The following is a 24,599-nucleotide window of genomic DNA, read 5'->3' as shown; positions in this document are numbered from 1 at the left end:
CCTGCCGCTCCACCGAGCGGCTACCGAGCCTTGAAAGGGCCCCGTGGAAATCCTTCGTATCATCCTGCTCGTCCTGCTCGGGATCACCAGCCTCCTGCTGACCCTGCTGATCCTGCTCCACAAGGGTCGTGGCGGCGGCATGTCGGACATGTTCGGTGGCGGCATGACCTCGAGCATGGGATCCTCCGGAGTGGCCGAGCGCAACCTCAACCGCTTCACGGTGGCCCTCGGACTCGCATGGGGAGTCGTCATCATCTCGCTGGGACTCATCCAGCGGTTCGCCGGCGAGTCGTAGGGCGCCGGCCCGTTCCAGCCTTCTACGAAGAATGCCCCCGCTTCCAGCAGGAAGCGGGGGCATTCTCCGTAGCAGGGCCCGGAGGTCAGGCGGGCACGTCGTCCTCGTGGTCGATCAGGCGACCCGGCAGCTTCTGGGCGGCGTCCTGGTCGACCAGCCACAGGGTCTTGCGCACCCCGCGCACGCCGGCAGCCGGGACCTGGACGTGCCCGGCTCCCGCCAGGGCGAGGCCGACGGCGCCCGCCTTGTCGCTGCCGCTGACGGAGAGCCAGACCTCCTGGGCGGTGTTGATCGCCTCGAGGGTCAGGGAGATGCGCTGCGGGGGAGGCTTGGGTGCGTCGGCGACGCCCACCGTCGTCGCGCCCTTGGTGCGGATGCCCGCCATCTCCGGGAAGAGCGACGCGATGTGCGCGTCGGGTCCGACGCCCAGCAGGAGCACGTCGAAGCGCGGGAGGCGCGGATCCTGCTGCGCCGTCTCCCCGTCCGCCGCCAGTTCCGACCGTGCTGCCGCCGCGAGCTGTTCGGCGTAGTCCAGCGCGGCCGCGTCCTCGTCGGGGAACTCGTCCTTCGACCCGAACTCGTGGATCTTCACGGGGTCCACGGCGATGCGGTCGAGGAGGGCGGCACGCGCCTGGACGGCGTTCCGGTCCGGATCCTCGGCGCGTAGGAAGCGCTCGTCGCCCCACCAGAAATGGACGTTCGCCCAGTCGACGGCCGTGTGGGCCGGGGACTCGACGACAGCCTGCAGTACCGCGGTCCCGACGGATCCGCCGGTGAGGACGACCGTCGCCGTTCCCCGATCGCTCTGCACGTCGACGAGGCGGGTGATCAGTCGGGCGGCCACCGCAGCCGCGAGGGAGGTCTGGGAGGGATGGATGCTGACTTTCGGTTCAGCGCTCACTCGTCTGCACACTCCTTAGGTTGGTTCGGGCGAGACCCTCGGTGATGACCTCGCCGAATACTTCGTCCGGATCGAGCCGCCTCAGCTCCTCCGCAAGGCAATCGCGGAGCCCCCTGCGAGGAAGGGAGATGTGCTGGACGGGCTGGTGCGGCTGGTACAGCTCCGCGACGTCGTGGCCGGGACGGTGCAGCTCGATGTCGCCACCGCTCCTGGTCAGGCGCACGCGCTTGAGGCCCGTCCCTGCCGGTCCCGCAACGATCGTGACGGGAGCATCCAGCGCCTTCGTCAGCCAGGCGGCGAGCAGGACCGTGCTGGGGGAGTCGGACGCACCCTCGACCGTCACCGCGGTGATGGGCTCGTCGCCCTCCAGCTGGTCCAGCACGGCCGCGAGCTGGATCCGCCAGTTGGTCAGGCGGGTCCAGGCGAGGTCGGTGTCACCGGCGGCATAGGTGCTGCTGATGTTGAACAGTGCGGCCGTCGGGTCCGCCTCGTTCGCGGAGTCGGTGATCCTGCGGTGGGCGATGCTGCCGATCGACGTCCGGCATGCTGCCTGCGGGACGCCGTGCGGCCACCAGGCCACGATCGGCGCGTCCGGCAACAGGAGCGCGGACACGAGGGACTCGTTCTCGTGCGCGAGCTCGCCGTACCCGCGGAGCACGACCACCTCCGAGGCCCCGGCGTCGCCGCCGACGCGGATCTGGCCGTCGAGCCGGGTGGGCTCGTCCGGTGATTCCTCGGCGAGGACGATGATGCGGCACGGGTGCTCACGGCTCGCCTGGTTCGCCGCGTCGATCGCCTGCTCCTCGTAGCCGGACTTCGTGATGACGACGAGCGTCAGCACGCGCCCGAGCGCGACGACTCCGCCGCGGTCGCGCATCGCCATCAGTTCCTTCGACACCTTCGAGGTGGTGGTGTCGGGCAGGTTCACGATCATGGCCTTCTCCAGGTACGTCCGTCGGCTGCGAGCAGCTCGTCAGCGGATGCGGGTCCCCAGCTCCCCGGTACATAGGGTTCGGGCTGGCCGTCGAGGGACTCCCAGTACTTCTCGAACGGGTCGAGGATCTTCCAGGACAGTTCAACTTCCGCGTGCCTCGGGAAGAGCGGCGGCTCGCCGAGCAGGACGTCGAGGATGAGCCGCTCGTAGGCCTCGGGGCTGGACTCCGTGAAGGAGTGGCCGTAGCCGAAGTCCATGGTCACGTCGCGGACCTCGGTCTGCGTGCCGGGCACCTTCGAGCCGAAGCGGATGGTCACGCCCTCGTCGGGCTGGACGCGGATGACGACGGCGTTCTGCCCGAAGTCCTCCTCGTGGTGATCCCGGAACAGCAGGTTGGGGGCGCGCTTGAAGACGACGGCTATCTCCGTGACCCTGCGGCCGAGCCGCTTCCCCGCCCGCAGGTAGAACGGCACACCGGACCAGCGGCGCGTGTTGATGTCCAGGCGCAGCGCGGCGAAGCTCTCCGTCGTGGAATCCGCAGGGATGCCGTCTTCCTCCAGGAAGCCGTTCACGCGCTCACCGCCCTGCCACCCGGCCCCGTACTGGCCGCGTGCCGACCGTCCGGAGAGGTCCTCCGGCAGGGACACCGCCGCGAGGACCTTCTCCTTCTCGGAGCGGAGGTGGTTCGCGTCGAACGAGATGGGTTCCTCCATCGCCGTCAGGGCCAGCAGCTGCAGCAGGTGGTTCTGGATGACGTCGCGCGCAGCGCCCACGCCGTCGTAATATCCTGCCCTGCTGCCGATCCCGATGTCCTCGGCCATGGTGATCTGGACGTGGTCGACGTAGTTGGCGTTCCAGAGGGGTTCGAAGAGCTGGTTCGCGAAGCGCAGCGCCAGGATGTTCTGGACGGTCTCCTTGCCGAGGTAGTGATCGATCCGGAAGACCGCGTCGGGAGGGAAGACCTCCTCGACGATGCCGTTCAGCTCGCGCGCGGATTCGAGGTCGTGGCCGAAAGGCTTCTCGATGACCACCCGGCGCCACTGGCCGTCGTCGGGCTGCGCCAGGCCGTGCTCGGAGAGCTTCTGGCACACCGCCTCGAACGCGTTGGGTGGAATGGAGAGGTAGAACGCGTGGTTGCCGCGGGTTCCCCTGCTCTGGTCCAGTTCCTCGAGGCATTCCCTGAGGTTCTTGAACGCCTCGTCGTCGTCGAAGGCACCGGTGACGAAACGGATGCCCGCGGAGAGCTGCTCCCACACCGTCTCGTTGAAGGGTGTCCGTGCATACTGCGTCACCGACTCCCTGACCTGTTCCACAAAGTCCGCATGGCTCCACTCGCGGCGGCCGAAGCCGACCAGGCCGAAGCTCGGGGGCAGCAGCCCCCGGTTCGCGAGGTCGTAGATGGCAGGCATGAGTTTCTTCCGGGCGAGATCGCCCGTCACGCCGAACAGGACGAGCGACGAGGGCCCGGCGATCCGGCTGAGCCGCCTGTCACGCGGGTCCCGCAGTGGATTGGCGGCTTTCGCCGTCGTGCTTCCAGGCATACTCACCCGTTCCCGGAAAGACCCTGGCCGGAGGAGGCGAGGGTGGAGATGACGGTTCGCAGCTGTGCCACGCCGGCCGCCCGGTCCGTGAGGTGCAGGCGGAGGACAGGGCGTCCATGGTCCGCGAGCACCTGGGCGTCGCCGGCCGCCTGTGCGGAGATGAGCTCCCCGAACGTGAAGGGCCGGTCGGGGATGGCGAGGTCCACGCTGCCGGCACCGGTGAGCTGCAGGTAGGCGCCGATGGGCGAACCGCCCTTGTGGTACTGGCCCGTGGAGTGCAGGAAGCGCGGGCCCCAGCCGAAGGTGACCGGACGGCCGGTGGCCGCGGCGAGCGGCGAGCGGATCTCCTCGAGGGCCGCCTGGCGGTGGCGATCGAGGTAGGCCTGCACCGAGAGGTAGCCGTTCGCCGGGAGCGCGGCGAGGAGGGCCTCGAGGGCTTCGGCGACCGTGCTGGACGAACCGAGGAGGGAGGCGTCGCCCCGTACTTCGATGGCTTCGTCGACGAAGGCGGCGGGGGCCGGCTCGGGCTGTGCGTCCAGCAGGCCGCGGGCGGCCTTCTTGGCCGCCTCGACGTCCGGCTGGTCGAACGGGTTGATGCCCAGCAGGCGTCCGGCGACCGCGACGGCGTACTCCCAGACGAACAGCTGGCTCCCGAGGGTGCCGCTCACGGTCACGCGCGTACCGTCCGTGACCTCGTCGCTCGGTGCCTCGTCGAACGGCGCGAGGAGGACGGGCAGGACGTCGTCCGCCACCTCCGCCAGCTCCGGCGCGTCGAGCGAGGCGACGACGGGCAGCAGGCCGGTTCCCAGCTTGCCGGTGGATTCCGCGATGAGCTGTTCCGCCCAGTCGGCGAACCCGGGCAGGCCCGAGCCCGCGTCGGCGAACACGATCTTGTCGCGCAGCGGGGCTGTTCCGCCGAGGACGGCCCCGAGCTGCAGGCCCACGTTGTCGTCGACGTCGTCTCCGAGGAATTCCGCGCTGTCCTCGGCGTCGTCGAGCAGGGTCCCGATATCCGCTCCGGCGAGGCCGGACGGAACGAGGCCGAACGCCGTCAGTGCGGAGTACCGGCCGCCGACCTCCGGGTTCGCGTTGAAGACCTTCCGGTAGCCGGCCTTCCGCGACGCCTCGTCCAGCGGTGAGCCGGGGTCGGTGACGATGATGATGCGTGACGCCGCATCGATGCCGGCGTCGGTGAAGGCCTGCTCGAACAGTCGGCGCTGCGAGTCCGTCTCCACGGTGGAGCCGGACTTCGACGAGACGACGATCGCGGTGCGCTGCAGGTCCTCCTCGAGGGCTGCGCGGACCTGTTCGGGGTCCGTGGCGTCGAGGACCACGAGCGGAACGCCGGCCGCCTTCGTGATGACCTCGGGTGCGAGCGACGATCCGCCCATGCCGCAGAGCACGATCCGGTCGACACCTTCCGCCTGGAGATCGGCCCGGAGCCCGGCGATCTCCGGCAGCAGTGCGCGGGAGCCTTCGAAGAGGTCGATCCAGCCGAGGCGGATCGAAGCCTCCGATTCGGCGTCGCTACCCCACAGCGTGGCGTCCTTCGCCAGGAGGCGGGACGCGAAACGGTCCTGCACGAGGGCGGGTACGGCCGATTCGATGGCGGCGAGGGCCGCGCCGGACGCGGTGAGAGCGAATGAGCCCATGGGGATCAGCCCTTCGCTGCGTCGAGTGCGGTCTGGACGGTCTCGAGCAGCTCGGACCAGCTGGCGACGAACTTGTCGAGGCCCTCGGTCTCGAGCTGCTCGACCACCTCGTCGTAGGAGATGCCGATGGCGTCGAGCCGGTTGAGGACCTCGTTGGACTCCTCGTAGGTGCCCGTGATGGTGTCGCCCTCGACGACGCCGTGGTCGGCCATCGCCTCGAGCGTCTTCTCCGGCATGGTGTTCACGACGTCCGCTGCGACGAGGCCTGCGACGTAGAGGGTGTCCGGGAGGTTCGGGTCCTTGACGCCCGTGGATGCCCAGAGGGGACGCTGCGCGTTGCCGCCGGCGGACTTCAGGACCTGCCAGCGCTCCGAGGAGAACTGCTCCTGGAAGACCTGGTATGCCAGGCGCGCGTTGGCGAGGCCCGCCTTGCCCTTGAGCGCGGTCGCCTCGTCGGTCCCAATGGCGTCGAGGCGTGCGTCGATCTCGGCGTCGACGCGGGAGACGAAGAAGGATGCGACGGAGTGGATCCTGGCGAGGTCGTGTCCGTTCTCCTTCGCCTGCTCGAGGCCCACCATGAAGGCGTTGATGACGGCGCGGTAGCGCTCGAGGGAGAAGATCAGGGTGACGTTGACGCTGATACCGGCCGCCAGGGTCGAGGAGATGGCCTCCAGCCCCTCGACGGTCGCCGGGATCTTGATGAGCACGTTGGTGCGCTGCACCTTGGCGTGGAGGCGCTTGGCCTCCGCGACCGTTCCCGCGGTGTCGCGGGACAGGCGGGGGTCCACCTCGATGGAGACGCGGCCGTCGGCGCCGTTGGTGCGCTCGGCCTCCTCCGCGAAGATGTCGCAGGCCTGCGCGACGTCGTGGGTGGTGATGTCGAAGACGGCCTGGTCGACGTCGGCGCCGGCCTCCGCCAGCGCGCCGACCTGCGAGGCGTAGGACTCGCCCTTCTTCAGCGCTGCGGCGAAGATGCTCGGGTTGGTCGTGACGCCCACGACGTTCAGGTCCTCGATGAGGTGCTTGAAGGCGCCCGAGTTGATGCGCTCCCGCGAGAGGTCGTCGAGCCAGATGGATACGCCGGCGGCCGAGAGGTCAGCTGTGGGTGTTGTCATGATGTGCTCCTTTTCCGCTTCCGCGGAATGTGTGCTGGGAATTCTGCTGGAGGTGCGGGACGAGTGGGGGGCTACTGCTGGTCGCCGGTCTCGGTGGCCTGGTGGCCCGAGGCCATGGCCGCCGTGCCGTTGGGTGCCAGCGGGTCGGCGGCGACGGCCTCGAGGGAGTCCTTGGCGGCCGCGACGACGGCGTCGGTCGTGATGCCGAATTCGCGGTAGAGCGTCTTGTAGTCCGCCGAGGCACCGAAGTGCTCGAGCGAGACGCTGCGGCCGGCGTCGCCGACGATCCCGTGCCAGCTCTGCGAGACGCCGGCCTCGACGGAGACGCGGGCGCGGACGGTGCGCGGCAGCACGCTCTCGCGGTAGGAGGCGTCCTGGGCGTTGAACCACTCCAGGCACGGCATCGACACGACGCGCGCCGAGATGCCCTGCGCCTCGAGGGCCTCGCGCGCCTCGACGGCGAGCTGGACCTCGGAACCGGTGCCGATCAGGATGACGTCGGGGGAACCGTTCGTCGCCTCCGCGAGCACGTAGCCGCCCTTCGCGACGCCCTCGGCCGAGCCGAAGGTACCGCCCTCTGCTGCACCCTCGCCCCGCTCGTAGGTCGGGATGTTCTGGCGCGTCAGCACGATACCGGCCGGGTTCTCGGTGTTCTCGAGGATGGTGCGCCACGCGACGGCGACCTCGTTCGCGTCACCGGGGCGGACGACGTCGAGCCCCGGGATGGTGCGCAGCGAGGAAAGCTGCTCGACCGGCTGGTGCGTGGGACCGTCCTCGCCGAGGCCGATCGAGTCGTGCGTCCAGACGTAGATGGCCGGGACGCCCATGAGGGCGCCGAGGCGCACGGCGGGGCGCTGGTAGTCGCTGAAGATGAGGAAGGTGCCGGAGAAGGCCCGCGTGCTGCTGTGCATCACGATGCCGTTGACGATCGCCGCTGCGGCGTGCTCGCGGATGCCGAAGTGGAGTACGCGCCCGTACTGGTTGCCGGACCAGGACTTGGTCTGGCGGCTCTCGGGGATGAACGACGGCGATCCCTCGATGGTGGTGTTGTTCGACTCCGCGAGGTCGGCGCTGCCTCCCCACAGTTCGGGGAGGACCGGACCGATGGCGGTGAGCACCTTGCCGGACGCGGCACGCGTGGACATGTCCTTGCCCGCCTCGAACGAGGGAAGGCTCGCTTCCCAGCCCTCGGGCAGCGTGCGGGCCTGGATGCGCTCGAGCAGTGCTGCCTCGTCGGCGTGGCCGGCCTTCCAGGCGTCGAAGCCCTCCTGCCAGGCACTGTGCGCCTCGGAGCCGCGCTGCACCACGCCGCGTGCGTGCTCCAGGACCTCCGGGTCGACGTCGAAGTGCTTGTCCGGATCGAAGCCGAGGGCTTCCTTGAGTGCTGCCACCTCGTCCTTGCCGAGGGCCGAGCCGTGGATCTTGCCCGTGTTCTGCTTGTTCGGGGCAGGGAACCCGATGATGGTGCGCAGCGAGACGATGCTCGGCTTCGAGGTCTCGTTCTTCGCCGCGACGAGGGCGGAGTAGAGCTCGGCGACGTCCTCGACGTACTCGCCGGTCTTCGTCCAGTCCACGCGCTGGGTGTGCCAGCCGTAGGCCTCGTAGCGCTTGAGGACGTCCTCCGTGAAGGCGATGTCCGTGTCGTCCTCGATCGAGATGTGGTTCTCGTCGTAGAGCACCACGAGGTTGCCCAACTGCTGGTGGCCCGCGAGGGAGGACGCCTCGGACGTCACGCCCTCCTGGAGGTCGCCGTCGGAGGCGATGACCCAGATGGTGTGGTCGAAGGGGCTGGTACCGGCCGGCGCGTCGGCGTCGAACATCCCGCGCTGGCGGCGCTGGCCGTAGGCGAAGCCGACCGAGGTCGCGAGGCCCTGGCCGAGGGGGCCCGTGGTGATCTCGACGCCCTTGGTGTGGCGGTACTCGGGGTGGCCGGGGGTCAGCGAGCCCCACGTGCGCAGGGCCTTCAGGTCATCGAGCTCGAGGCCGTAACCCGACAGGAAGAGCTGGATGTAGAGCGTCAGCGAGGTGTGGCCGGGGGAGAGGACGAAGCGGTCGCGCCCGGTCCACTCGGGATCCGTCGGGTCGTGCCGCATCAGCTTCTGGAACAGGAGGTACGCCGCCGGGGCCAGGCTCATGGCCGTTCCCGGGTGTCCGTTGCCCACCTTCTCCACGGCGTCCGCCGCGAGGATTCGGACCGTGTCGACCGCCTTCTGGTCGAGTTCGGTCCAGGTCAGTTCCTGCTCTTGCGTCTGTGGCACGTTTCCGGGCCCCTCTCTGTGCGGAACGGCCATCGACGGGGTAGTGCCTGCAGGCACGCCGTCGGGCTGGCCGTTCACCATTGAATACTGCGAAGTTCGGCTCCGACCGCGGACAGCATCGAACCCGGGCGACTTGTTCCGGGCATGTTTCCACAGCGGGCTTTCGAACCCACACTATCCCTTCCGGCTTCCGATGCGGCTTGGGAGTCGAAGAATGTCGTAACTCACATCCGGGGGTTGTGCGGCAGCCGGGACGAGCCCTTGGAAGCGGCCCGGCAGGCGGCCCCTGGCCGGTACGAACGGCACACCCCGGCAAGCACCGGGTCCGCATGGCCGGGCCCCGATTTCTACAGAGCGTAAAAGGGTATGATGGACATTGTCTTTTACTCCGGAAGAAACGAAAGTGTTGCCTTGTGAAGACCCAGCAGGTTCCTGCTCCGGCACGTTCCCCGCAGGCCCGTCAGGGTTTCGGCCGCAAAGCGAAGGCCTACCTCGCCCTGACGAAGCCCCGCGTGATCGAACTCCTCCTGGTGACCACTCTTCCCACCATGATCTTCGCGCAGGGCGGGTTCCCCCCGCTCGGCCTCATCCTCGCCACCATGATCGGCGGCGCCCTCGCAGCGGGTAGCGCCGGGGCCTTCAACTGCTACATCGACCGCGACATCGACAAGCTGATGCACCGTACGGAGAACCGCCCGCTCGTCACGGGTGAAGTGACACCGCGCGAGGCCCTCGTGTTCTCCTGGATCCTCGGCGTCGTGGCGATCGCCGTGCTGTGGTTCGGCGCGAACCCGCTGGCGGGGATGCTGGGCGTCGCCGCGATCTTCCTCTACGTCGTCGTGTACACGCTGGTGCTCAAGCGCCGCACGTCGCAGAACATCGTCTGGGGTGGCGCCGCGGGCTGCATGCCGGTCCTGATCGCCTGGGCGGCGGTCACCGGGTCGGTCGAGTGGCCCGCCGTCGTCCTGTTCCTCATCATCTTCCTGTGGACGCCCCCGCACTACTGGCCGCTGTCCATGAAGTACAGCGACGACTACCGTGCAGCCAGCGTCCCGATGCTCGGTGCGATCGCCGGGGCCCGCGTGGTGTCCGTGCAGGTGGTGCTCTACGCCTGGGCGATGGTGGCCTGCTCGCTCCTGCTGATCCCCGCCGGCGCGGGCTGGGTCTACTCGGCCGCCGCGCTCGTGGGTGGCGCGTGGTTCATCCGCGAGTCCCACCGGCTGTACTCGCTGGCCCAGCAGGGGGAGCTGAGCAGCAAGGCCGCGATGAAGGTCTTCCACGGCTCCATCAGCTACCTCACCGTGCTCTTCCTGGCCCTGGCCATCGATCCCTTCGTCGGCTCGGCCGTCCTGCCCTAAGCCGGCGGCACCGGCCCGCGGGCGGATCCGGACGACGTCCGGGATGAGCGGCGCGGCCCGGTCCGCACGCCGCACCCCCTAGGCTGGCTGTCATGGACTTCACCGGCCTGATCGCCTACCCCGTCACCCCCTTCGCCGCCGACGGCACGGTAGCCGTCGGAGCCCTGACCGGCCTCGTCGACGGACTCGCGGCCTCCCGCGTCGATGCGATCACCGTGCTCGGGTCCTCGGGCAGCTTCGCCTACCTCGACCGCTCCGAACGCTCGTTGGTGGCACGCACCGCCATCGGGGCCGTCGGCGGGCGGCTGCCGGTCGCGGTGGGCATCAGTTCCGTGGGTACCCGCGAGGTGCTCGACGCCGCCGTCGACGCCCAGGAGGCGGGCGCAGCGGGACTCGTGCTCTCCCCGGTCTCCTACGTGCCCCTCACCGACGACGAGGTCCTGGCTCAGGTCCGGGCGGTGTGCGCCGCCACGGACCTGCCGGTCTGCCTCTACAACAACCCGGGCACCACCCAGTTCGACTACTCGCTGCAGGTGGTCGCGGAACTCGCCGCGCTCCCGCAGGTCGTCGCGTTCAAGGACACCGCCGCCGACGCCGCCACGTTCAATGCGCGGCATGCCGAACTCGCTCCGCTCGTCCCTGGCTCATTCAGCCACGGCGTGAGCGGTGATCTGCTCATGATGACGGGTGAGGTCGCGGCCGACGCGTGGCACAGCGGGCCGGCTGCGCTGCTGCCGGACTACTACGCACGCCTGCGGGCCGCCGTCCTGGGGAAGGATCAGCGGGAGATCGACCGCGTCCGCCACGTCCTCGGGCCCCTCGTGGACCACGCGGCCGGCCTGCGGAAGATCAGCGGGCTGCACCTCCTGGCGCGCGCCTGCGGCGTCGCGGCGGGAGACCCGCGCCCTCCGCTGCTGCCGAGCCCGGGATCCGAACTGCGCGAGCTCGGGCGGCTCCTCGACGTCCTCGAGTCCGAGTTCGACGACCGCTGACCCTGCATCGGATTCGGCGTCCTCCGGCCGAGGTCGAGGCCGACGTCGGCCTGGTCCTCGGCCCTAGGAGACGGCCTGGCGCACCCTGGCCCCGGAGTGCGTCCCCGGTAGGGCCTTCCGCGTCGTGCCGGTGTACTGCGCGTGGATGACCGCCGCCACGAGCAGCGACGCCCCGAGCATGTGCAGTGCCACGAGGGCGATCGGCAGGTGCAGGAAGTGCTGCGTGTAGCCGATGGCTCCCTGCACCAGCACGACGGCGGCAAGGATCGCGAGTGCCTTGCGCAGCTTCGCGTGGACCGGCGAGCGGTACGCGACGACCACGGCGAGGGACACCGTGGCGACGAGCAGGTAGACGGGGAGCGCGTGCAGGCGCGTCACGAGGTCCGGGTCGAGCCCGTTGCGTGCGGCGCCATGGTCACCCGCATGGGGACCGGAGCCGGTCACGATCACACCCAGGACGACGGCGATCGAGGTCAGGACGGTCGCCGTGGCGAGCAGCTGGCGCAGGAGGGGTGAGGCGGCCGGGGACCGCTCCGCGCGGTACTGCTCCGCCGAGAGCCGGGCACGATTGACGAGCACGGTCGCCAGGGCGACCAGGATCATCGAGACGAGGAAGTGGAGGCCCACGATCCAGGGATTCAGTCCCGTCCAGACGGTGATGCCGCCGATCACGGCCTGGGCCGGGATGCCCAGGAAGAGGCCGATCGACAGGCGGAAGAGGTCCCGGCGCTCCCGGCGCATACCCAGCACGGAGACGATCATGGCGACGGCGATCAGCACGAGCACGAAGGTCAGGAGCCTGTTCCCGAACTCGATGACGCCGTGGAAGCCCATCTCGGGCGTGGTGACGATGGAGTCCGGCGTGCAGCGCGGCCACTCCGGGCAGCCCAGGCCGGAGGCGGTGAGCCTCACGGCACCACCCGTCACCACGATGGCGATCTGCGACACGAGCGAGGCGATCGCCAGTCGGCGGACGACCGGCGTCGTGGTCCGGGGGAGCCGTCCGGTGATGCGGGAGAGCGCAGGGAGGGTCATGGTTGTCAGCTCCATTTGAACCAGCGGATGGCCGCCAGGCTAGCGAGGGCGGCCCAGGCAAGGAGCACGAGGCACGCGATGGGGTCGAGGATTCCGCCCACCAGGGCGCTCCGCAGTCCGTCGCCGAGGGCGGCGGACGGGAGCACGGAGACGAACGGCTCGGCGGCAGCGGGGAGGCTCGTCGCCGGGATGATCACGCCGCCGGCTGCGGCGAGCAGGATCCAGACGAGGTTGGTGACGGCCAGCGTGGCCTCCGGGCGGAGGGTGCCTGCCACGAGCAGTCCGAGCGCGGTGAAGGCAGCGGAACCGACGAGCAGCAGGAGCGCCGCCGGCAGGATCCCCCCGGCCTGCGGCGACCACCCCATCAGCAGGGCGGCGCCACCGATGACGACGAGTTGGACGGCGAGGACGGCGGCGACGGCGACGGCCTTGCCGAGGATCAGGCCCGACCGCCCGAGCGGCGTCGTCGACAGGAAGCGCAGCACTCCGTACCGGCGGTCGAAGCCCGTGGCGATGCCCTGGCCCGTGAAGGCGGTGGACATGGTGCACAGGGCCAGGACACCCGGGGCCGCGATGTCGATCCGGCTGGATCCGTAGGCGTCGAGCAGCGGCGTGATGACGAGGGCCGTGAGCGCCAGGAGGGGCAGGACGATCGCCAGCACCAGCTGCTCGCCGTTGCGGAGCATGGCCATGGCCTCGTACGCGCCGTGACGGAGGACCCGGACCGGCAGCGGCGCCGCGGTCCCGCCGCTCGCTGCGGTCGTGGCCCCGGCGGGGGAGCCGGCAGGGGTTGCTGCACCGGTGGTCATCGGATGCTCCGTCCGGAGATGTCGAGGAACACGTCCTCGAGCGAGCGCGGCGCCATGGAGATGGCCGAGGGCATGACTCCGCGCCCGGCCCACCACTGGGCGAGCTGCGCCACGTCGGAGGCCGTGATCGATCCGCGGAGGACGTACTGTCCGGGATCGGTCTCGCGGTGGTGCAGATGGGGGAGGAGATCGGCCGGGAGCGTGAGGCCCGGCAGCGTCTCGAAGCGCAGTTCGCGCGTGCCGTCGGCGTCCGTGTCCGCGGTCAGCGCTGCGACGGTCCCCTCGGCGACGGTGCGGCCGCCCTCGATGATGTAGACGTAGTCGGCGAGCTTCTGCGCGTCGTCGAGGAGATGCGTGGTGAGGATGACGGCGAGGCCGTCGGCGCGCAGTTCCTCGATGAGGTCGAACACGATCGTGCGGGACTGCGGGTCGAGGCCGGCGCTCGGCTCGTCGAGGAACACGACGTCGGGGCGGCCCACGAGGGCGCACGCGAGGGCCAGCCGCTGCTTCTGCCCGCCCGAGAGCCTGCGGATGGAGACGGCACCGAACTCATCGAGCCCGAGGCGCTCGGCGAGCGCGTCCACGGGGAGGGGCGCGTGGTACATGGAGGCGACATGGCGCAGCAGGGCCAGTGGTCGGACCGACGGGGGGAGGCCACCGTCCTGCAGCATGACGCCGACGCGGGCCCGGAGGTCGGGAGTGGCCCGGTAGGGGTCCTCCCCGAGGAGGCGCACGACGCCGCCGTCGGCGCGCTGCAGACCCTGCGCGCACTCGAGCGTCGTCGTCTTGCCGGCTCCGTTCGCTCCGAGGAGCACCGTGACGGCTCCGTGGGAGGCATGCAGGCTGACGCCGTCCAGCACGCGCACCATCCGCCCGTCGAGCGAGCCGACCGGACCGAAATCCTTGATCAGGCCGTCGATCTCGAGGGCGGGGGCAGTTGTCGGCACCCCAATATTCTACGTCAGGTAGTAGTGCTCCCGGAGGCCCTGATGGGTAGCCTCGCCTAAGTGGTGGGGCGGAATACATTAGGTCATGCTTATGTTGTGTATTTTGTCGCCAACGGGAGGAATGGACTGTGACCGCATCGCCCCGTGCCGCCGGTTCCGCGGCAGTCCGTCGTGTCCCCGACGCAGAACCCGCCAGCCGGGATTCCGCCGCTGCCCGACCGGCGGACCTCACGGCCCAGATCGTCTCGCCGGATCCGGACGAGCGCACGCGTGACCGCGTGCTGTCGGCCGTGCTCGAACGGGGTCCGGTCAGCGCCGCCGAACTGGGCGACTGCCTCGGCTTCACCCCCGCTGCCATGCGCCGGCACCTCGACGCACTCTCCTCCGACGGCCTGATCGAGGTGAAGCGGGTACGCAGTTCGGCCTCCGGGGCCGGCCGTCCCGCCCGTCGGTACGTCCTGAGCCGGCGTGGGCAGACCAAGATGGGTGACGACTACCTCGACATCGCAACGGCCGCGCTGGCGCAGCTCGGCGCGGCTGCGGGCCCGGAGGCCATCGAGGACTTCGCCCGCACCCGGTTCGCGGGCATGGAGGAGCGCTACCGTCCCATCGTCGACGCGGCCGGGCCCGATCTCGAAGCACGCGCCCACGCACTCGCGGGCGCCCTGACGACCGACGGATTCGTCGGCTCCACCAAGACGGTGGGCATGCCGCAGGAACGCGCGGGCCGGAGCACGCCTGCCGTGCGTCCCGTCATGCTGAGTGTCCAGCTGTGCCAGGGCCACTGCCCCATCCAGGGGCTCGCCTCGGCGTTCCCCGCGTTCTGCGAGCAGGAGACCGGCGTCTTCGCCCGGCTCCTCGGCGTCGACGTCCGCCGCCTCTCCACCCTGGCCGGCGGCGGCCATGTCTGTACCACCCACATACCCCTGGGACGGACGACGGCGGCTTCCACCGCACCGGCCGGCCACGTTGTTCCCGGTCCCGCCTCGCCGGCGGTCCCGGAAGCACCGGCTCCCAGCAATCCAGCAACGTTATCCATCCATCAGCAAGGAAGGCCATGATGACGGATCAAGTAGACCGCAAGCCAGCCGCGTCCGCAGTGCCGGAGTCGGTGATCAGCGACATCCTGGAGAAGAACCCGGAGCTCGAGGGCATCGGCACCTACCAGTACGGCTGGGCCGACAAGAACGAGGCCAGCGACAACGCCCGCCGCGGCCTGAGCGAGGAGGTCGTCCGCGACATCTCCGCCAAGAAGAACGAGCCCGAGTGGATGCTCGACCTCCGCCTCAAGGGCCTGAAGTACTTCGACCGCAAGCCGATGCCCGCCTGGGGCGCAGATCTCTCCGGCATCGACTTCGACAACATCAAGTACTTCGTGCGCTCCACGGAGAAGCAGGCGAACACGTGGGAGGACCTCCCCGAGGACATCCGCAACACGTACGAGAAGCTCGGCATCCCCGAGGCCGAGCGTGCGCGCCTGGTGTCCGGCGTCGCCGCCCAGTACGAGTCCGAGGTGGTCTACCACCAGCTCCGCGAGGACCTCGAGCGCCAGGGCGTCATCTTCCTGGACACGGACACCGCGCTGCGCGAGCACCCGGAGATCTTCAAGGAGTACTTCGGCACGATCATCCCCGTGGGCGACAACAAGTTCGCCTCGCTGAACACGGCCGTGTGGTCCGGCGGCTCGTTCGTGTACGTGCCCAAGGGCGTCCACGTGGAGATCCCGCTGCAGGCCTACTTCCGCATCAACACGGAGAACATGGGCCAGTTCGAGCGCACGCTGATCATCGCGGACGAGGACTCGTACGTGCACTACATCGAGGGCTGCACCGCCCCGATCTACACGTCCGACTCGCTGCACTCCGCCGTCGTCGAGATCGTGGTGAAGAAGGGCGCCCGCGTCCGCTACACCACCATCCAGAACTGGTCGAACAACGTGTACAACCTCGTCACCAAGCGCGCCATCGCGCACGAGGGCGCCACGATGGAGTGGATCGACGGCAACATCGGGTCGAAGGTCACCATGAAGTACCCGGCCGTGTACCTGGTCGGCGAGCACGCCAAGGGCGAGACGCTCTCCATCGCCTTCGCCGGCGAGGGACAGCACCAGGACACCGGATCGAAGATGGTGCACATCGCACCGAACACCAAGTCCTCGATCATCTCGAAGTCCGTCGCCCGGGGCGGCGGCCGCGCCGCGTACCGCGGGCTCGTCCAGGTGCGGGACGGCGCGAAGCACTCCGCGAACACCGTGCGCTGCGATGCGCTGCTGGTCGACACCATCTCGCGTTCGGACACGTACCCGTACGTGGACATCCGCGAGGACGACGTCACCATGGGCCACGAGGCCACCGTGTCGCGCGTCAGCGAGGAGCAGCTGTTCTACCTGATGTCCCGCGGGCTCCCCGAGGACGAGGCCATGGCCATGATCGTGCGCGGCTTCATCGAGCCGATCGCGCGGGAACTGCCCATGGAGTACGCGCTCGAGCTGAACCGGCTGATCGAACTGCAGATGGAAGGGGCCGTAGGCTAGCGATGGCTGAGACCACCCACACGGAAATGTCACCCGACACCGCTCCCGAGGTCACCGATCTCGGCGACCTCGACGAGAAGGCCCGCCTGGGCGCCCCGACTGCGATCGACGGGCTCACGGAGGAGGGCGAGAGCCTTTCTCCGCGCAACACCGGCTCCGAGCAGTTCGGCCTGAAGAAGCACAGCCACGGCAACGCCCCCGTGGTGCCCGAGGCGTCGCGCGGGGAGCGCCGCAGGTCCTTCGACCTCGCCGACTTCCCGACGCTGACCGGCCTGGAGGAGGACTGGCGGTTCACTCCGCTGAAGCGCCTGCGCGGCCTGCACACCGATGACCTGACGGGCGCAGCTCCCGTCGTCGAGGTCACGGGAGCGGGGAACGTCACCGTCGAGACGGTCGAGCGCGGCGATGCCCGCCTCGGCACCGCGGCGACGCCCGAGGACCGCGTCTCGGCCGCCGCCTGGAACGCCTTCACCACGGCGACCGTCATCACCATCCCCAGGGAGACGGTGGCCGACGGCGAGGTCATGGTCAGCGTCACCGGGTCCGCGTCCGAGGCATCGGCGCAGCACATCCTGATCCAGGCCGAGGCGTTCTCGAAGGCCGTCGTCGTGCTGGACCACTCCGGTTCCGCGACGCTCGCCCAGAACATCGAGATCATCGTCGGCGACGGTGCGGAGCTCACGGTCGTCAGCGTCCAGGAATGGGACGACGACGCCGTGCACGTGTCCTCGCAGCAGGCGAAAGTGGGCCGCGACGCCCGTTACAAGCACGTGGTCGTCAGCCTCGGCGGAGACCTGGTGCGTTTGACGCCGTCGTCGATCTTCACCGCCACCGGCGCGGAGGTCGAGATGTACGGACTGTACTTCGCCGACGCGGGCCAGCACCTCGAGCAGCGCCTCCTGGTGGACCACGCCGTCCCGAACTGCAAGTCCCGCGTGACCTACAAGGGCGCCCTGCAGGGCACCGACGCGCACACGGTGTGGGTCGGCGACGTCCTGATCCGCAAGGCCGCCGAGGGAACGGACACCTACGAGACCAACCGCAACCTGATCCTCACGGACGGCGCGCGCTCGGACTCCGTCCCGAACCTGGAGATCGAGACCGGCCTGATCGAGGGTGCCGGACACGCCAGCGCCACTGGACGGTTCGACGACGAGCACCTCTTCTACCTGATGGCGCGCGGCATCCCCGAGAAGGCCGCACGCCGCCTCGTGGTCCGCGGTTTCCTCACGGAGGTCATCCAGCAGATCAAGGTGCCCTCCCTCGAGGAGCGTCTCTCCGAATCCGTCGAGCGCGAACTCGCGGCGGGGAACCTCTGATGGCGGACGCTCCCCGCGGCGAGCTCATCTGCGATGTCGACGACATCCAGGTGAAGCAGGCGCTGCGCGTGCTGATCGACGACTATCCCGTCGTGATCGTCCGCGACTCCGACGGCGAGATCCACGCGCTCGGCGACACCTGCTCGCACGCGGACATCTCGCTGTCCGAGGGCGACGTCGAAGGATGCGCCATCGAGTGCTGGGGCCACGGCTCCCAGTTCGACCTGCGCAGCGGCCAGCCGCTCCAGCTCCCGGCGTACGAGCCCGTCCCGGTCTTCGCGCTCGAGATCCACGACGGCAGCGTCTATGTCGATATCACGACGGTCACCAACGGAGCCCCCGCCCCGCAGTTCGGCTAGCGCCGCCGTCCCCGCACTTCCTGCACATTTCCTGCACAGCAGGCGAAGGAGAAAAGAACACGATGTCCACACTTGAAATCAAGGACCTGCACGTCAGCATCGACACCGAGCAGGGCAACATCCCCATCCTCAAGGGCGTCACGCTGACGATCAACACCGGCGAGACCCACGCGATCATGGGCCCCAACGGTTCCGGCAAGTCCACCCTGGCGTCGACGATCGCCGGGCACCCCCGCTACAAGGTCGACAGCGGGTCGATCACCCTCGACGGCGAGGACGTCCTGTCCATGAGCGTCGACGAGCGTGCCCGCGCCGGTCTCTTCCTGGCCATGCAGTACCCGGTCGAGGTCCCCGGCGTCACGATGACCAACTTCCTGCGCACGGCGAAGACCGCCCTCGACGGCGAAGCGCCGAGCCTGCGGCACTGGACCAAGGACGTCAAGACGGCCATGGCGCAGCTGCGCATCGATGCCGATTTCGCCCAGCGCAACGTCAACGAAGGCTTCTCCGGCGGCGAGAAGAAGCGCGTCGAGATCCTCCAGCTCGAGCTCTTCCGCCCGAAGTTCGCGATCCTCGACGAGACCGACTCCGGCCTCGACGTCGACGCCCTCAAGGTCGTCTCCGAGGGAGTCAACCGCGAGCACTCGAAGGGCGAGATGGGCACGCTGCTCATCACGCACTACACGCGGATCCTGCGCTACATCAAGCCCGACTTCGTCCACGTGTTCGTCGCCGGGCGCATCGCCGAGGAGGGCGGACCGGAACTCGCCGACCGCCTCGAGGAAGAGGGCTACGATCGGTTCACGGCCCAGGCCGGAGCCGAAGCCTAGGACCATCCCGGCACGTGCGCGTGCCACCCCGTATGAAGGTCGCGTGAAAGGAAGAGTTCGATGAGTGATGTGCAGCAGGCGCAGACCGCGCTCGATGACATCGAGGAAGCGCTGCGGGACGTGATCGACCCGGAGCTCGGGGTGAACGTCGTCGACCTCGGGCTCCTCTACGGCCTGACGTATGCGGAGGACGGCGCCCTCCTGATCGACATGACCCTCACCACGGCGGCGTGCCCGCTGACCGACGTGCTCGAGGAGCAGGTGGGCCAGGCGCTGGACGGCGTGGTCGACGAGTGGCGGTTGAACTGGGTGTGGATGCCGCCGTGGGGTCCCGAGAAGATCACCGAGGACGGCCGCGACCAGATGCGGGCCCTCGGCTTCAACATCTGAGCGGTCCGGCAGCAGAACGGGAGGGTGGTTCCAGCGGCGGCTGGGACCGCCCTTCCGTCGTCTCAGGCTCAGGCTCAGGCTCAGGCTCCGGTTCCGAGGTGACCTTCGGCCCTGGTCGGCGTGCCCGTGTCGTCCTACCGTGGATCGCAGGCAACCGATCAGACGGGACACGCGATGGCCGCAGTAGAGGTCCGGGATCTCCGGAAGTCGTACGGCGACCTCACGGTGGTCGACGGGGTGTCCTTCACGGTGGAACCCGGTGAGGTCTTCGCGCTGCTCGGGCCGAACGGCGCCGGCAAGACGACGACGGTAGAGATCCTGGAGGGACACCGACGCGCTGATTCCGGCACGGTGTCGGTACTCGGGTCCGATCCGGCGATGCACGAGCGCGGGTTCCTCGAGCGGATCGGAATCGTGCTCCAGGATGCCGGCTTCGACGAGGACTTCACCGTCGCAGAGCTCCTGGTCCTGCAGCGCGGGCTGTATCCGCGCCGGTTGGCGGTGGATGCGCTGATCGGCCAGGTGGGGCTCGCCGAGAAGCGGAACGCGCGGGTGAAGACCCTCTCGGGCGGCCAGCGTCGCCGGCTCGATCTCGCGCTCGGCCTGGTCGGGGATCCCGAGATGCTCTTCCTCGACGAACCGACCACGGGTTTCGACCCGTCCGCACGGCACCACGCGTGGGGGCTGGTGGAGGGCCTGCGGGACCTGGGGAAGACCGTCCTCCTGACGACGCACTACCTCGACGAGGCGGAGCACCTCGCGGATCGCGTGGCCGTCATGGTCCAGGGCCGCATCGTGGCGATGGGGACACCGACGGAACTGACCTCCGCACAGCGCGGCGTCGTGGTCTCCTTCCGGATACCGCGGGGAGTTCCCGTGACGAGTCTTCCGGAACTCGGGTGCACGCCGGTCCCCGAGGGCGCGGGGTGGACCCTCTCCACGGTGCATCCTGCGGCGGTGCTCCATGCGCTCTCGGGCTGGGCGCTCGAACACGGGATCGAACTCCCGGCACTCGAAGTCCGCCGTCCCTCGCTCGAGGACGCCTACCTGGCGCTCGTCGGCCCCGCAGCCGGGGTGGAGCGGGAGGACGCCTCCGCCCCAGGGGGCCGGGCGTGATCGGCGGGGCCACGCGTGGCGCCGGTCGGGCGGGCGCCGTCCGGATCGCCCGTGACCAGCTGGTGCACGCCGTGCGCGCGCTGTGGCGGACGCAGGTGGTGCTGATCTTCACCTTCGCGATGCCACTGCTCTGGCTGCTCGTGGTCGGACTGCTCGCCGGCAACGACGCGGTGGGCGAGGACGGCGTGCGCGTCATGCAGTTCGCGGCACCGACCGCGATCGCGATGGGTACCTTCTACGCCACCCTGCCGCCGGTGGCGATCTCCGTGGCGGAGGCCCGGGAGAGCGGTGTGCTGAAGCGCCTGCGCGGAACGCCCCTGCCCGGCTGGTGCTATTTCTTCGGGCAGATCGGCGCCGCGCTGCTGTTCGCGCTGGGCTCACTCGTGGTGACGGTGCTGCTCGCCGTTCTGCTGTACGAGGTCCGCCTGCGCCCGGAGACGCTCCTCGCCGCGGCCGTCACCCTGGTCCTCGGCGGGATGGCGTTCTCGGCCGTCGGCCTCGCGATCGGCTCGCTGAGCCCGTCCGCTTCCATCGCCGAGGCCGCATCCATCGGGGCGGCCGTGGTGCTCTCCTTCATCTCGGGGCTCTTCTTCGTGGGTGGAGCCCTGCCGGCCTGGCTCGACGACGTCGCGTCCGTATTCCCGCTGAAACCCTACGCCGACTCCCTGCAGGACCAGTTCAACCCCTTCCTGCCTGGGAACGGCTGGCACCCTGCGAACCTCGCGGTCATCGCGGCCTGGCTCCTCGCCGGCACCCTGGTCAGCCTCCATGCCTTCCGATGGGAGGGCTCCCGTGCCACCGGCGCCCCTCGTCGGCCGTTCCGGGCGCCGTCGTCCGCCGGTTCGTCCGTTGGTTCGTCCGCCGGTCCGTCCGCTGGTCCGTCCGCGGGTTCGTCCGCGGGTTCGTCCGTTGGTTCGTCCGTTGGTCCGTCCGCCGGCCCGTCACCGGGCGGGTCCAGGACGAGCGAGGTCCGCCGGCCCTCAGCACTCGCGCTCCTCGAACGCCAGGCGGGCGCGGCGCTGCGCGGCACGGCGCGGCGGCCGGGTGATGTGTTCTTCTCGGTCGTCCTGCCGGTCGGCCTCTTCGCGCTGATGGTCACCGTCCAGCCGGGCGACACGACGGCCGACGGCCGACCTGCGGTACTGGCCATCGGTGCCAGCATGGTCACCTGGGGTGCGGGCGTCGCCATGTTCATGAACCTCTCGGAGGGTGTTGCCCGCGCGCGCGATTCCGGGCAGCTCAAGCGGATGCGGGGCACGCCGCTGACGGCCGTGGAATACCTTGCCGGGAGGACCGTCGCAGGATTCACGCTCACGGTGGTCATCCTTGCCGCCATCCTCCTGCTCGGAGCGGTGGCGTACGGCCTTCGGATCGGTCCGGCCGGGCTGCTGCTCGGGCTGGTGGTCCTCCTGCTGGGCGCCGTCTGCCTGGCGGCGTGCGGGTTCCTGCTGGCCACCCTGGTGCCGAACGCACGGGCCGTCGGCACCGTCGGCCTGGCCATCCTCTTCCTCCTCTCCTTCTTCTCGGACGTCTTCCTCAACGACGGACCGGAATGGATGGGCACCGTCGGGTCGCTCTTCCCGCTCAAGCACCTGCAGAACGGGCTGGTCGCGGCATGGGACACGGCGGGGGCCGAGGTGCCGTGGCCGGACCTCCTCGTGCTGGCGGTGTGGGCGGCCGCCGCCGGGTCACTCGCGGCGCGTCGGTTCCGCTGGGAGCCCGTGACCGCGTGAGCCGCCGACCGGCCGGGTGCAGCGCGCGATCGCCGGACGTGCGCCCGACGGGCAGGCCGGCCGGGCCCGATCGGCGGACCCGGCCGGGGGGAGCAGGCGCATGAGCGGATGGCATGGGCTGAGCACGGCCGACGTGCTGGACCGGAGGGCCCGGGGGCTCGTCAACACCCGCCCCGACACGACCGGGCGTTCGTTCGTCCGCATCCTGCAGGCCAATGTGCTCACCCTCTTCAACGCGGTCGTCGGTGGGTGCTTCCTGGCACTGCTGCTGCTCGGAGCGTGGCAGGACGCTCTCTTCGGGGTCTTCGTCGTCGCGAACACGCTCATCGGCGTCGTGCAGGAATTCACGGCCAGGCGTACCCTGATGCGCCTGGCCGTGCTCAATGCCCCGCGGGCGCTCGTGCGCCGCGACGGCGTCGACACCGAATGCGCGGTCGCCGCCGTCGTCCTCGACGACCTGCTCGTGCTGCGCCCCGGGGAGCAGGTGCCGGCGGACGCCGAGGTCGTCGACTGCCGCGAACTGGAGGTCGACGAGTCCCTGCTCACGGGCGAAGCAGTTCCCGTGCCCGCGCCGATCGGGCGTGAGGTGCTGAGTGGTTCGACGATCGCCGCCGGTGCGGGGCTGGCACGCGTCATCCGCGTCGGAGCCGATTCCTATGCTGCCCGGATCACCTCGGAGGCCCGGCAGTTCTCACTCGTGGACAGCGAGCTGCGGCGGTCGATCGGACGGGTCATCCGCTGGATCTCCATCGGCCTGGTCCCGATCGCGGCGATCGTGCTCAACGGCCAGCTGCAGGCCGTCGGCGGATGGTCCGCGGCACTCTCGAGCGGGGCGTGGCGCGAGGCCACGGTCGCAGCGGTTGCGAGCATCATCGCGATGGTGCCGGCCGGCCTGGTGTTCATGACATCCGTGGCGCTCGCCGTCGGCGCGGCCCGGCTGGCCCGGCGGCGGGTGCTGCTCCACGAACTCGCCGCCGTGGAGGGACTGGCACGCGTGGACGTGCTGTGCGTCGACAAGACCGGAACGCTGACGGAGGGCCTGTTCACCCTGGACAGGCTGGAACCGGTGGACGGGGCCCCCGACGGTTGGCAGCGGGCGCTCGCCTGGTTCGGCAGGGACCCGGCGGCGAACGCGACCGCGCTGGCCATCGGAGCAGGGGATCTCGGCGCAACGGCCGCAGGGGCACCTCCGGACGCCACGGTGCCGTTCTCGAGCCGCCACAAATGGAGCGGCGCGCACTTCCCGGACGGCAGCGTGCGTGGTTCCTGGATCCTCGGCGGAGCGGATGTGGTGCTGGGCGGGGCCGGCCGCGGGGACGGCATGGTCGCTCGGGCCGCCGCGACCGCCGCCTCGGGAGGCAGGACCCTGGTCCTGGCGCACTCGCCCCGGCCGTTTCCCCCGAGCGCCGATGCGAAGCAGCCGGTCCTGCCGGACGGCCTGCGGCCGGTCGCGCTGGTGGTCCTCCGTGAGCGTGTCCGCGCTGATGCCGCGGAGACGATCCGCTACTTCGGCGAGCAGGGCGTGCGGGTGATCATCATCTCCGGTGATGATCCCGGCACCGTCCTCGCGGTCGCCCGCGAGGTGCGGCTCCCCGGCGAGCTGAACGGTGTGGACGCACGGACGCTCCCCACCGAGCGGGACGCCCTCGCCGACATCCTCGGGACCGAGAGCGTCTTCGGCCGGGTCACCCCGGACCAGAAGAAGGCCATGGTGCTCGCGCTGCAGTCGCTCGGGCACACCGTGGCGATGACCGGGGACGGCATCAACGACACCCTGGCACTCAAGCACGCCGATCTGGGCATCGCCATGGGATCCGGCGCGCCGGCGGCGAGGGCCGTCGCCAACCTCGTGCTGCTCGATGGAGCCTTCTCGGGGCTTCCCGGCGTCGTGGCGGAGGGCAGGCAGGTGATCGCGAACGTCGAGCGGGTCGCCAAGCTGTTCCTGTCCAAGACCGTCTACGCGGTCCTGCTCGCCCTGGTCTTCGGAGCGCTGCTCTGGCCCTTCCCGTTCCTGCCGCGGCAGCTGTCCGTCGTCGACGGGCTCACCATCGGCCTCCCGGCCCTGGTGCTCGCCCTCCTGCCCAACGCCCCGCGGTACCGCTCCGGGTTCCTGCCGAGAGTCGCACGGTTGTGCGTGCCGTCCGGGGCCGTGGTGGCACTCGCCGTGATCGGAGCCGTCGCGTATGCCCATGCAGGGGCCGGGGCGCCGTTCGACGAGGTCCGGACGACGGCCGTCATCGCGCTCACGCTCAGCGCGATGTGGGTGCTCGTCGTCCTCGCCCGACCCTTCACCAGGATCACGGCGGGCATCGTGGTCGGAGCCTACGGCGGCTTCCTCCTGATCCTGTCCCTGCCAGCCGCCCGGACCTTCCTCGAACTCGCGGTGCCCTCGCCGGAACTGGTCTTCGTTGCCGTCGGCGTCTCCGTCGTCGCCAGCCTGGTGCTCGAGGTCGTGCACCGCAGCATCCGCTCCTGACACGCC

At 69.9% G+C, this 24,599-nt stretch carries 21 protein-coding genes; 12 read left to right on the top strand and 9 right to left on the bottom strand.

All coding sequences use genetic code 11. The features are described from left to right. The first annotated feature begins 43 nt into the window (after nt 1-43). Entirely contained in the window at nt 44-295 is a 252-nt protein-coding gene (gene secG / locus ACIQCY_RS11990; RefSeq protein WP_400484112.1) for a preprotein translocase subunit SecG, read from the top strand. Nucleotides 296-380: 85 nt separating this feature from the next. Here the strand turns inward: secG and pgl are convergent, their stop codons facing one another. The 6 genes from pgl to tkt all read right to left on the bottom strand — a co-directional run bounded on the left by pgl (nt 381) and on the right by tkt (nt 8,729). Continuing rightward, nucleotides 381-1,196: a 6-phosphogluconolactonase gene (gene pgl / locus ACIQCY_RS11985; protein ID WP_400484111.1), complete on the bottom strand. Its 816-nt coding sequence runs from the start codon at nt 1,194-1,196 to the stop codon at nt 381-383. Next, nucleotides 1,186-2,130, bottom strand: a complete 945-nt coding sequence (locus ACIQCY_RS11980) for a glucose-6-phosphate dehydrogenase assembly protein OpcA (RefSeq protein ID WP_400484110.1) — start codon at nt 2,128-2,130, stop codon at nt 1,186-1,188. The genes pgl and ACIQCY_RS11980 overlap by 11 nt, the downstream gene beginning before the upstream one ends. Then, nucleotides 2,127-3,671 (bottom strand): glucose-6-phosphate dehydrogenase, encoded by a 1,545-nt coding sequence (zwf, locus tag ACIQCY_RS11975; protein WP_400484109.1) that lies wholly within the window; start codon nt 3,669-3,671, stop codon nt 2,127-2,129. Before zwf ends, ACIQCY_RS11980 begins: the two co-directional genes overlap by 4 nt. A 2-nt stretch (nt 3,672-3,673) precedes the next feature. Then, nucleotides 3,674-5,323: a glucose-6-phosphate isomerase gene (locus ACIQCY_RS11970; protein WP_400484108.1), complete on the bottom strand. Its 1,650-nt coding sequence runs from the start codon at nt 5,321-5,323 to the stop codon at nt 3,674-3,676. 5 nt (nt 5,324-5,328) lie between these two features. After that, on the bottom strand, nt 5,329-6,438 hold the full coding sequence (gene tal, locus ACIQCY_RS11965) for a transaldolase (RefSeq protein WP_400484107.1): 1,110 nt from the start codon (nt 6,436-6,438) through the stop codon (nt 5,329-5,331). A gap of 71 nt (nt 6,439-6,509) precedes the next feature. After that, complete coding sequence (tkt, locus tag ACIQCY_RS11960; RefSeq protein ID WP_400484194.1) at nt 6,510-8,729, bottom strand: transketolase; 2,220 nt, start codon at nt 8,727-8,729, stop codon at nt 6,510-6,512. Nucleotides 8,730-9,109: 380 nt separating this feature from the next. Here tkt and ACIQCY_RS11955 point away from each other — a divergent pair, with 380 nt between their 5' ends. Beyond that, nucleotides 9,110-10,054 carry a heme o synthase gene (locus tag ACIQCY_RS11955; protein ID WP_400484106.1) on the top strand — a complete coding sequence of 315 codons (945 nt, stop codon included), beginning with the start codon at nt 9,110-9,112 and terminating at the stop codon, nt 10,052-10,054. 92 nt (nt 10,055-10,146) lie between these two features. After that, nucleotides 10,147-11,046, top strand: coding sequence for a dihydrodipicolinate synthase family protein (locus ACIQCY_RS11950; protein WP_400484105.1), 900 nt, complete (start codon nt 10,147-10,149; stop codon nt 11,044-11,046). A gap of 63 nt (nt 11,047-11,109) precedes the next feature. Here ACIQCY_RS11950 and ACIQCY_RS11945 read toward each other — a convergent pair whose 3' ends face one another. Genes ACIQCY_RS11945 through ACIQCY_RS11935 form a run of 3 tightly spaced genes read right to left on the bottom strand, consistent with a single transcriptional unit; the run spans nt 11,110 to nt 13,837 of the window. Continuing rightward, nucleotides 11,110-12,081, bottom strand: a complete 972-nt coding sequence (locus tag ACIQCY_RS11945; RefSeq protein ID WP_400484104.1) for a heme A synthase — start codon at nt 12,079-12,081, stop codon at nt 11,110-11,112. Nucleotides 12,082-12,086: 5 nt separating this feature from the next. Next, a complete protein-coding gene (locus ACIQCY_RS11940; protein ID WP_400484103.1) occupies nt 12,087-12,890 on the bottom strand; it encodes an ABC transporter permease in 804 nt (267 codons plus the stop codon). Then, nucleotides 12,887-13,837, bottom strand: a complete 951-nt coding sequence (locus ACIQCY_RS11935; protein WP_400484102.1) for an ABC transporter ATP-binding protein — start codon at nt 13,835-13,837, stop codon at nt 12,887-12,889. Before ACIQCY_RS11935 ends, ACIQCY_RS11940 begins: the two co-directional genes overlap by 4 nt. A 128-nt stretch (nt 13,838-13,965) precedes the next feature. On the opposite strand from ACIQCY_RS11935, the gene ACIQCY_RS11930 reads away from it, so the two are divergent. From ACIQCY_RS11930 to ACIQCY_RS11890, 9 genes are all read left to right on the top strand, one after another. Continuing rightward, a complete protein-coding gene (locus ACIQCY_RS11930; protein WP_400484101.1) occupies nt 13,966-14,898 on the top strand; it encodes a helix-turn-helix transcriptional regulator in 933 nt (310 codons plus the stop codon). Then, complete coding sequence (gene sufB, locus ACIQCY_RS11925; protein WP_400484100.1) at nt 14,898-16,370, top strand: Fe-S cluster assembly protein SufB; 1,473 nt, start codon at nt 14,898-14,900, stop codon at nt 16,368-16,370. Before ACIQCY_RS11930 ends, sufB begins: the two co-directional genes overlap by 1 nt. 26 nt (nt 16,371-16,396) lie before the next feature. Beyond that, complete coding sequence (gene sufD / locus ACIQCY_RS11920; RefSeq protein WP_400484193.1) at nt 16,397-17,689, top strand: Fe-S cluster assembly protein SufD; 1,293 nt, start codon at nt 16,397-16,399, stop codon at nt 17,687-17,689. Continuing rightward, nucleotides 17,689-18,048, top strand: coding sequence for a non-heme iron oxygenase ferredoxin subunit (locus ACIQCY_RS11915; RefSeq protein ID WP_400484099.1), 360 nt, complete (start codon nt 17,689-17,691; stop codon nt 18,046-18,048). Before sufD ends, ACIQCY_RS11915 begins: the two co-directional genes overlap by 1 nt. Nucleotides 18,049-18,110: 62 nt before the next feature. Next, nucleotides 18,111-18,878 carry a Fe-S cluster assembly ATPase SufC gene (gene sufC / locus ACIQCY_RS11910; protein WP_400484098.1) on the top strand — a complete coding sequence of 256 codons (768 nt, stop codon included), beginning with the start codon at nt 18,111-18,113 and terminating at the stop codon, nt 18,876-18,878. 60 nt (nt 18,879-18,938) lie between these two features. After that, complete coding sequence (locus ACIQCY_RS11905) at nt 18,939-19,268, top strand: metal-sulfur cluster assembly factor (protein WP_400484097.1); 330 nt, start codon at nt 18,939-18,941, stop codon at nt 19,266-19,268. 174 nt (nt 19,269-19,442) lie between these two features. After that, entirely contained in the window at nt 19,443-20,384 is a 942-nt protein-coding gene (locus ACIQCY_RS11900; RefSeq protein WP_400484096.1) for an ABC transporter ATP-binding protein, read from the top strand. Beyond that, nucleotides 20,381-22,117, top strand: coding sequence for an ABC transporter permease (locus tag ACIQCY_RS11895; protein WP_400484095.1), 1,737 nt, complete (start codon nt 20,381-20,383; stop codon nt 22,115-22,117). The genes ACIQCY_RS11900 and ACIQCY_RS11895 overlap by 4 nt, the downstream gene beginning before the upstream one ends. Before the next feature lie 100 nt (nt 22,118-22,217). Beyond that, nucleotides 22,218-24,593, top strand: a complete 2,376-nt coding sequence (locus ACIQCY_RS11890; RefSeq protein WP_400484094.1) for an HAD-IC family P-type ATPase — start codon at nt 22,218-22,220, stop codon at nt 24,591-24,593. Nucleotides 24,594-24,599: the final 6 nt, after the last annotated feature.

The organism is Arthrobacter sp. NPDC092385 (assembly GCF_044755105.1).
Taxonomy (GTDB): Bacteria; Actinomycetota; Actinomycetes; order Actinomycetales; family Micrococcaceae; genus Arthrobacter_D.
The sequence above is the reverse complement of the archived record's forward strand: the minus strand, read 5'-3'. Positions and strand labels throughout refer to the sequence as shown.